Annotated in this window: 10 protein-coding genes and 2 tRNA genes; 4 read left to right on the forward strand and 8 right to left on the reverse strand. The window is 59.7% G+C overall.

What is annotated here, in order from left to right:
* The 4 genes from L972_RS19915 to L972_RS19930 form a co-directional block, all read right to left on the reverse strand.
* The coding region (locus L972_RS19915) for a TRC40/GET3/ArsA family transport-energizing ATPase (protein ID WP_231560964.1) at nucleotides 1-950 on the reverse strand (950 nt) is incomplete at its 3' end.
* 27 nt (nucleotides 951-977) lie between these two features.
* The gene (gene arsD, locus L972_RS19920; protein WP_005347398.1) at nucleotides 978-1346 is read right to left on the reverse strand and encodes an arsenite efflux transporter metallochaperone ArsD; all 369 of its coding nucleotides are present in this window, start codon (nucleotides 1344-1346) and stop codon (nucleotides 978-980) included.
* A gap of 4 nt (nucleotides 1347-1350) precedes the next feature.
* On the reverse strand, nucleotides 1351-1719 hold the full coding sequence (locus L972_RS19925) for an ArsR/SmtB family transcription factor (RefSeq protein ID WP_005338181.1): 369 nt from the start codon (nucleotides 1717-1719) through the stop codon (nucleotides 1351-1353).
* Between the two features lie 241 nt (nucleotides 1720-1960).
* The gene (locus L972_RS19930; protein ID WP_005359119.1) at nucleotides 1961-2359 is read right to left on the reverse strand and encodes an META domain-containing protein; all 399 of its coding nucleotides are present in this window, start codon (nucleotides 2357-2359) and stop codon (nucleotides 1961-1963) included.
* A 157-nt stretch (nucleotides 2360-2516) separates the two neighbouring features.
* Here L972_RS19930 and L972_RS19935 point away from each other — a divergent pair, with 157 nt between their 5' ends.
* Complete coding sequence (locus tag L972_RS19935) at nucleotides 2517-2996, forward strand: hypothetical protein (RefSeq protein WP_047440568.1); 480 nt, start codon at nucleotides 2517-2519, stop codon at nucleotides 2994-2996.
* Between the two features lies 1 nt (nucleotide 2997).
* Here the strand turns inward: L972_RS19935 and L972_RS19940 are convergent, their stop codons facing one another.
* Together L972_RS19940 and L972_RS19945 are read right to left on the reverse strand one after the other, a co-directional pair.
* A complete protein-coding gene (locus tag L972_RS19940; RefSeq protein WP_005338188.1) occupies nucleotides 2998-3477 on the reverse strand; it encodes a putative 4-hydroxy-4-methyl-2-oxoglutarate aldolase in 480 nt (159 codons plus the stop codon).
* 42 nt (nucleotides 3478-3519) lie between these two features.
* Complete coding sequence (locus L972_RS19945) at nucleotides 3520-3927, reverse strand: DUF3293 domain-containing protein (protein ID WP_081990773.1); 408 nt, start codon at nucleotides 3925-3927, stop codon at nucleotides 3520-3522.
* A gap of 396 nt (nucleotides 3928-4323) precedes the next feature.
* Between L972_RS19945 and arcA the strand changes: the two genes are divergently transcribed.
* Nucleotides 4324-5043 carry a two-component system response regulator ArcA gene (arcA, locus tag L972_RS19950; RefSeq protein ID WP_005338193.1) on the forward strand — a complete coding sequence of 240 codons (720 nt, stop codon included), beginning with the start codon at nucleotides 4324-4326 and terminating at the stop codon, nucleotides 5041-5043.
* 162 nt (nucleotides 5044-5205) lie between these two features.
* Here the strand turns inward: arcA and L972_RS19955 are convergent.
* Both L972_RS19955 and L972_RS19960 read right to left on the reverse strand, forming a co-directional pair.
* Nucleotides 5206-5280, reverse strand: a tRNA-Gly gene (locus L972_RS19955).
* Nucleotides 5281-5295: 15 nt separating this feature from the next.
* Nucleotides 5296-5369: transfer RNA gene (locus L972_RS19960), tRNA-Gly, on the reverse strand.
* A gap of 201 nt (nucleotides 5370-5570) precedes the next feature.
* Here L972_RS19960 and cydD point away from each other — a divergent pair.
* Nucleotides 5571-7340 (forward strand): heme ABC transporter permease/ATP-binding protein CydD, encoded by a 1770-nt coding sequence (cydD, locus tag L972_RS19965; RefSeq protein WP_047440573.1) that lies wholly within the window; start codon nucleotides 5571-5573, stop codon nucleotides 7338-7340.
* Nucleotides 7333-8749, forward strand: a 1417-nt coding sequence (gene cydC, locus L972_RS19970; protein ID WP_047440611.1) for a heme ABC transporter ATP-binding protein/permease CydC, incomplete at its 3' end; no start/stop codon positions are given. The genes cydD and cydC, both read left to right, overlap by 8 nt.

An 8749-nucleotide genomic window follows, 5' to 3' on the forward strand; every position in this document is an offset into this window, starting at 1 on the left:
CTCAACTCGGGCTGGGCATGCTGGATGCCGGACTGTACGGTCGTGAATTGATCGGCCATCGCGGGTGGTTGCAGCAACAGGCGCAAACTGTCGAGCCCCACCAGATTGGTGGCCAGCAGCGGGATATGATCCTGCGCCAGCCCCTTTATCCCCTGCGGCATCTGAGCGAGAGCCTGTTGCTCGCGCTGCCAGAGCGCCATTGCCAGCGGATCTCCGGCAATGGCGCCTTCGGGGAAGAGGCCATTGATCACCAGTTGCTGATTCAACAAGCCAATGGCGGCCAGCTCCTCGTGGGTGCGAGCCACTTCCCGCAGGGTGGAGTGCTGGGCGCGTGCCACCAACACCAAGCGGGTGCGAGCGGCATCAGCCAGGGCGGCGACCGCCTCTGCATACTGGCTGCGCTGTTTCTCCAGCCCCGCCAGCGGGCCCAGGCAGGAGGCATCCCCCTTGCCCTGCTCCAAAAATTCGCTCCAGGCGCCCGGCAATTGCAGCAGCCGGATGGTGTGGCCAGTTGGGGCAGTATCAAAGACGATATGGTCATACTCGGCCAGCAGCGTTTGGTCGGTCAGCAGCGCAGTGAATTCGTCAAAGGCGGCGATCTCGGTGGTGCAGGCGCCGGAGAGCTGCTCCTCGATGCTGCGTACCACGCTCTCGGGCAACTTGCCACGCACCGGCCCGACGATCCGCTCCCGATAGGCTTTGGCCGCCGCGGGGGGATCTATCTCCAGCGCCGACAAACCGGGCACTGTGGCGATGGCGGTGACGCGATTGCCGATCTCGGTGGCAAACACCTGCCCCACGTTGGAGGCAGGGTCGGTGCTTACCAACAGCACCCGCTTGCCAATATCACACAGCGCCACCGCACTGGCGCAGGCCAGCGAGGTCTTGCCCACCCCGCCCTTGCCGGTGAAAAAGAGAAACGGCGGTGGATTGGTCAGAAAATGATACATAGCCTCTCCCGAATGGTGCGTCACGACTCAGCAGCAACCGCTACCAGAGCAGCAGCCACCCTTGACGATCCCCTTGATGGCCGCTTGCGGCGCAGGCAACCCGGCATAACGGGCCAGCTCGCTGCGGCTCGGATAACGACCGGTCAACACCACCTGCCCCTCCACCAGCACCAGTGGCAACCCCTCCTCCCCGGCGTGGGTCAGAAAAGCGCTGACGGCAGGTGTCTCGGCAAATTGCATCGGCTGCTGGGCCAGATTGAAACGTTCGATGGCAACCCCCTGCTCCTTGGCCCAGGCAAGGTCCGCAGCAAAGGTGACCAGCGCCTGATCAACCTCGGTGCCACAAACGCCGCTGGAGCAGCAGAGGGCAGGATCAAAAATCTGAATGGAGGACATGGTATTACTCCTTGTTGCAGCAGGGCTGCGCAGGCAGAACATGGGGGGAGCAGGCTGACTCGGCACGCATCACGCCGCACGCCTCGGGATGACCGGCGCAGCACTCCTCGGTAAGGTAGGCGATCACATCCAGCATCAGGGGAATATTGGCGCGGTAGCGTAGAAAGCGCCCCTCCTGCTCCACCGACAGCAGACCGGTGTTGAGCATCGCCTTGAGGTGAAACGAGAGGGTATTGGGGGCAATATCGAGCTCGCTGGCCAGTTCACCGGCGACCCGCCCCTCCAGCCCGGCCTTCACCAGCAGCCGCCATACATCGAGCCGGATGCCGGATGCCAGCGATTCAAAGACCTTGGTGGCCATCTCTTTGTTCATCTTCATTCCCCTTGGTGCGACCTTTCATTTCAACTATACAAGAATTATTGAAATGATCAAGATACGTACCAAAGCGAAGATACGAGATTCTGGTATCAAACCGGGCTGACTGGAGAATCGACGAGTGAACAACAGTAGCGGACGACCACACAGGGTTCATCGCAGATAAACAGACGCCCTCCAGAGGGAGGGCGTGTATCAGACAGTCAGAGCTGTCGGGGCAATCAGACGAACGCGTGCCTTATTTGGCAGCTGGCACAGCGTTGAAGGTGAGCAGGGCCGCCTTGTTGGCATCGCTCAGAGTCAGCTGGTTGCCGTTGATGGAGTAGGTTGCCACCTTCTCCAGCTTTTGCAGGAACTCGGTCTCTTTGTTCATGGCGTCGCCGATGCACATCATGCGAGTGGAGCCCATGGCGCCCAGCGTCAAGACACCGTCACCCTGCTTGGTGATGCCGCCAAAATAGCGGTTGCAGCCGCCCTTGCCCGCCACCTTGCCGTCGACCACTTGCAGGGTGAAGGTATCGCCGGTGGCGCCTTGCAGCTGCCAGCTGGATGCTTGCAGTTGAGCCATGCTGGAACCTGTTGCCATAGCGCAGCCTCCCAGTGCCAGCGCGGCCAGCAGAGTCAGTTTCTTGTTCATGGATTCACCTCTTAATGATTAGAGCCATCAATACGGCAGCCTGTTTAACATGGCTGGCGCCCATGCCAAAGGATTTTATTGTGATCTCCCTTCACTTTACTACCAGCTGGCATGTGCCATGCTTAGGCTCAGTTCCGGACCCAGGGAGGGGAAACGAATGGTCAAATCGCTCATCATCACACTGCTTGCAACCTGCGCCAGCATGGCCGCACAGGCCGCCGACTGGGCAGTGGTTCAGCCGCAATCCAACCCGTCTCTCTATCTCAAAAGTTACTCGGGTGTGTTGCTCAATGGCCATAGCCATCACAGCGACAGTTTTGATCTCTGGCTGGTCAATAGCGGCTATCAGTATCCGGTGGTGGATGATGTGGCCCTCTTTATGGAAGCGGGCCCGGCGGTGGCGGACCAGAATCGCACATCCGGTTTCAATATGAGTTCGGGGATACGCTACCAACTCTCTCCAGCATTCAATATCGGCAGCCAGATCAAGCATCTTGATCTCAACAAGGCCAGCACCCTGCTGGAGCTCAACTCCAGCCTGCTGCTGACCCCCAGACTCTCCCTCACCGCCAACTACGGCGTCAGCGCCATCACTGCCGATCAGGCACTGAGCCTAGGGGTCGGTTTCAACTTCTGAATCAGATCAGCGGCGTGGCACTCACCACCACGCCGTTGCGATCCGCATAGACGTAATCCCCTTCGTGGATGGTCACACCGGCAAAGCTGACCACGGCCCCCAGCTCTCCCAATCCTCGCTTCTCGGTCTTGACCGGACAGGCTGCCAGCGCCTTGACCCCGAGCGCCAGTGTCGCCAGGGTGCCCACATCCCGCGCCGCGCCGTGGATCAGGATACCCTCCCACCCCTGCTCCACCGCCTTGACCGCCAGTTGATCGCCAAGCAGCGCACGGCGCAGCGAGCCGCCGCCGTCGATCACCATCACTTTGCCGTGACCGGGGCGGGTCACCAGATCCCGCACCAGGCTGTTGTCTTCATAACAGGAGAGCGTTACGGCGCGACCATAAAAGAGGGCCTTGCCGCCAAAATCCTGAAACACCGGGTCGGCCACTTGCAGCAAGTCGCCATGTTGATCGCAGAGGTCGGGCAGGAGATCCAGCATGATTTGATTCCTTTCAGATACATGAAGGTGTTCATTCTTTCATCAGGCAAGGTTTCTGGCAATCCAGAAGGATTCAATATTGCCCAGACAAACTGCTGATTTATCCATCAATACTGGCACCAGCCAGAGCTGGCCATCCTCCACCCAGTAGAGAGCATTCTGGCCAAAACGGGCAGCCAGCTGACGGGCTTGTGGCAGGGATAGCGCCACCGCCAGCGATGACTCCTGCCAGCGTTCGTCCGGGTCAGATCCCCAAAATGGCCCCACCACGGGCACCTGCAAATCCACGGTCAGATGGCGCCACATAGCCCGTTCCCGCCGCATATTGCGTCGTTCTGTGACCCACTGGCTGGCCGGATTCCAGGCTGTGATGATGGCAAAGGCAGACCAGTCTGGTGGCTCAAATGGCGCGATAAAGCAGATTTTCTTGTAGTTTTCCCACAAATTCATGTCAATCACATGTTACATTCCATTACATTTTGTAGGGGCGAAAACCCGGTTCAGGCCAAGTATGATGCTGCTGTACCAGGGTTTGACCTATATCAAATCAGAGTTAAAAAGTTGCTATCTGACGGCAAAGAGTGTTGTTATGCTCCTGTTAACTGATAAAATGCGGCCACTTTCGTAATGGACGACCTTTCCAGGCTCTGCTCGACCAGACTTGTCGGGAACCTATAAGTGGCACAGGGATACTTGCCGGTACTGATGCCTAATTCGCGATATTCCGACCTGACTCTCATACCCAGGATGACGTAATAAATTTTCAGGATCAGTCAGGAAATCGGTTTGAAACGCCAAAGAGTGTTAAATTTAAGATAATTAACTGATAAGAATCTGGGAATATTCATGCAAACACCACACATTCTGATCGTCGAAGACGAGCTGGTCACACGCAATACCCTGAAAAGCATTTTTGAAGCCGAAGGCTACATCGTGCTCGAAGCCAACAACGGCGACGAAATGCACCAGGCCCTCACTTCCCACACCATCAATCTGGTGATCATGGACATCAACCTGCCGGGCAAGAACGGCCTGCTGCTGGCCCGTGAGCTGCGTGAGAACGACAACATCGCCCTGATGTTCCTGACCGGTCGTGACAACGAAGTGGACAAGATCCTGGGTCTGGAGATCGGCGCCGATGATTACATCACCAAGCCGTTCAACCCGCGCGAGCTGACCATCCGTGCCCGCAACCTGCTGAGCCGCACCATGAACGTGGCTGCCGGTGGCGAAGAGAAGAAGCTGGTTGAGCGCTACCTGTTCAACGGCTGGGCGCTGGATATCAACAGCCGCGCACTGGTCAGCCCGACTGGCGACATGTTCAAGCTGCCGCGCTCCGAGTTCCGCGCCATGCTGCACTTCTGCGAAAACCCGGGCCAGATCCAGACCCGTGCCGAGCTGCTGAAGAAGATGACCGGCCGTGAGCTCAAGCCACACGACCGTACCGTTGACGTGACCATCCGTCGCATTCGCAAGCACTTCGAAAGCGTTAACGATACTCCGGAGATCATCGCCACCATCCACGGCGAAGGCTACCGTTTCTGTGGTGAGCTGGAGCAGGAATAAGCTCCCGCGACGCTGTTGATCTGAAAAGGCGCCTTGGGCGCCTTTTCTGTCTCTGCGGTTTGCCTTAAAAGCTGAGAAACCGTGAGCGTGACGTCTGACGGCGCACAAGACAGATGAAAAACAAAAAGCCCACTCGCAGGAGTGGGCTTTTTGTTTTGAAGCTGGAGCGGGCAGCGGGAATCGAACCCGCATCATCAGCTTGGAAGGCTGAGGTAATAGCCATTATACGATGCCCGCCTGGCATCTGAAATTTGGAGCGGGTGATGGGAATCGAACCCACGTATGCAGCTTGGGAAGCTACCGTTCTACCATTGAACTACACCCGCGTCAGGGCTCCTACTATATGCATTTTGCCGCCGAGCGCAATGGCGCCTTTGCCACTTTTTTCAATAAATCAATCTGTTCGGACAAGGATTGAACAGACGGTTGCTTTTTCAATCAAACATTTTCAACACAGATAATTTACAAGGTTGCCAAGGCCAAACGGCAAGGATAGTCTTGCGCCACTCGACGCGAGGATGGTGGTAATGGATAAAAAAACGCAAAAACGTCTCTATGGCTGGTTGCGCAAGCAATCGAGTCACGGTCGCCGCTGGATCATGATTTCCATCGCTTTTGGCCTTGGCCAGGGCATTCTGATGGTGGCGCAAGCCTGGCTGCTGGCGACCCTGTTGCACGGCTTTATCATCGAAGGCTCAACGCCTGAGCAATCCATCACGCTCTTTATTACCCTGCTGCTGGTGACGTTTGGCAAGGCAGCGCTGGCCTATGGCCGCGAAGTGGCCAGTTTCAAGGCGGGCAGCGCGGTGCGCCAGACCATCCGCCAGCTGGTGCTCACTCGCTTGAGTCGTCTCGGCCCTGCCTATATCCAGCGCCGTCCGGCCGGTAGCTGGGCCAGCCTGTTGCTGGAACAGATTGAAAACATGCAGGATTTCTTCTCCCGCTATCTGCCGCAGATGGCCATCGCCGTCTTTATTCCGGTGGTCATTCTGATAGCCGTGTTCCCGGTCAACTGGGCAGCGGGCCTGATCCTGCTGGGCACTGCGCCCCTCATCCCCATCTTTATGATCCTGGTGGGTGTGGGCGCGGCCGATGCCAACCGCCGCAACTTTCAGGCGCTGGCCCGTCTCTCCGGCCACTTCCTCGATCGCCTGAAGGGGCTGCGTACCCTGCAACTCTTTATGCGGACCCAGGCAGAAGGTGAAGCCATTCGCGACGCCTCGGAAGATTTTCGCGAGCGCACCATGGAGGTGCTGCGCCTGGCGTTTTTGAGCACCGCCGTGCTGGAGTTCTTCGCCGCCATCTCGGTAGCGCTGGTCGCCGTCTACTTCGGCTTCTCTTATATCGACCATCTGAACTTTGGTAGCTATGGGGTCAAGGTCACCCTCTTTACCGGCCTGTTCGTGCTGTTTCTCGCCCCCGAGTTCTACGCCCCGCTGCGGGAACTGGGTGCCCACTACCACGCCAAGGCGCAGGCTATCGGCGCTGCCGAGCAACTGCTGGAGTTCCTTGAAGCCGAGGTGAGCGAGCCGGCCGCAGGCACAGCGCCGTTCCATGCCGACAGCCCGGTCAAGGTAGAAGCCAAATCCCTTGAAGTACTGAGCGCCGAAGGCAAGGTGCTGGTCGGCCCTATCGACTTCACTTTGGAAGCCGGTTCGCGCACCGCCCTCATCGGCGTCAGCGGCGCAGGCAAGAGCTCGCTGGTCAACGCCCTGCTCGGCTTTGCCCCCTATCGTGGCGAGCTCAAGGTCAACGGACAGGAGCTCGCCACCCTCGACATGAGCCAGTGGCGCCTGCAGCTGGGCTGGCTCTCGCAAAACCCGCAGCTGTTCCACGCCTCCTTGCGCGACAACCTGCTGCTGGCCAAGCCGACGGCCAGCGATGCCGAGCTGGAAGATGCCCTGAAGCGGGCTCAGGCGTGGGAATTTGCCATGGAGAAGGGGCTCGACTATCCGGTCGGCGATCAGGCAGGCGGCCTCTCGGTCGGTCAGGCACAGCGCCTCGCCCTGGCACGAACCCTGCTCAAATCAACCCAGCTGATGGTGCTCGATGAACCGACCGCCAGTCTGGATCGCCACTCCGAACGCGCCATCATGACCACCATTGAGCAGGTGATGGCTGGCCAGACCCTGCTGATGATCACCCACCGCCTCGACCAGCTCACCAAGATGGACAAGATCCTGGTGCTGGCCCACGGCCAGCTGGTGGAGCAAGGCAGCTTCCAACAATTGAGTCAGGCGGATGGGCCTTTTGCCCGCCTGCTCTCCCAACGTTCCGGAGGTTCTCTCGATGAGTGATCTGTTGCCATTTCTGCGCCTCTACCGCCAACACTGGCTCAGCCTCTCCCTCGGTCTGCTGCTGGCGCTGGTGACTCTGGTAGCCGGCATGGGGCTGCTGTCGCTCTCCGGCTGGTTCCTCTCCGCCGCCGCCGTAGCGGGGATGGCGGTCGCCAGCCGCGACAGCTTCAACTACATGACCCCCGCAGGCGGAGTGCGCTTCTTCTCCATCGTCCGCACAGCCGGTCGCTGGGGTGAGCGGGTAGTGAGCCACGACGCCACCTTCCGGGTGCTGACCCGACTGCGGGTCTGGTTCTGGCAGAAACTCTCGCCGCTCTCCACCGGTACCCTGGCCGGTTTCCGTCAGGCGGATCTGCTCAATCGACTAGTGGCCGACATCGATGCGATGGACCACGTCTACCTGCGGCTGATCACCCCCATAGGCGCGGCCCTGCTCAGCACCGCCGGACTGGTCTTCTTCCTGTCGTTTTTCGACAGTCGCCTCGCCCTCACCCTGGGAGCCATTCTGCTGTTTGGCATGATCGCCCTGCCGCTGGTGTTCTACTTCCTCGGCCGTCGCCCCGGTCAGGCGCTGATTGCCGAAAAATCGACCCTGCGTACCCGGATGGTGGACTATCTGGATGGTCAGGCCGAGCTGCAGATGTTTGCCGCCGCCCCCAAGGCGCTGGTTGAGCTGCAACAGGCCGAGCAAGCGCTGCTCGCCGCGCAGGCCCGGATGGCCAAGGTGAGCGGGCTGGCCAACTTCTCGGTGCAACTGCTGAGCGGCTGGACCCTGACCCTGATGCTCTGGCTGGCCGGTCATGGAGTGGCGGGTGCTGCGCCCGACCCCATTACCGCATTGATGGTCTTTGCCACCCTGGCAAGCTTCGAGGCACTGATGCCACTGGCGGGGGCTTTCCAGCACCTCTCCACCAGCCTCACCTCGGCACGCCGCCTGAACGAGATCCTGCAAGAGGCAAAAGCCCCCGTGTGGGGTGACGAGCAGACCCACGCCACCGCTGGCGCACTGCAGATCAATGACCTCTATTTTGGCTACCCCGGCAACCCTCAGCCGGTGCTGCGTGGCTGCACCCTGCAACTGCACGCCGGTGAGAAGCTGGCGCTGCTGGGCCAGACCGGCTGCGGCAAATCGACCCTGATGGGGCTGCTGACCCGTGAGTGGAGCCCGCAGGCAGGCAAGATCCTGCTGGGTGGCAAGCCGCTCACCGACTACAGCGAAGGGGCGCTGCGCGCCTCCATCTCGGTGGTGAGCCAGCGGGTGCATCTGTTTGCCGATACCTTGCGGGGCAACCTCAAACTGGCCGCCCCGACCGCCTCTGACGAGCAGCTGATTGCGGTGCTGACCCAGGTCGGACTGGCCAATCTGCTGGAAGATGAGGCGGGCCTCGACGCCTGGCTCGGTGACGGCG

This window comes from Aeromonas sp. ZOR0001, from assembly GCF_000801015.1.
GTDB classification, from domain to species: Bacteria; Pseudomonadota; Gammaproteobacteria; order Enterobacterales; family Aeromonadaceae; genus Aeromonas; species Aeromonas veronii.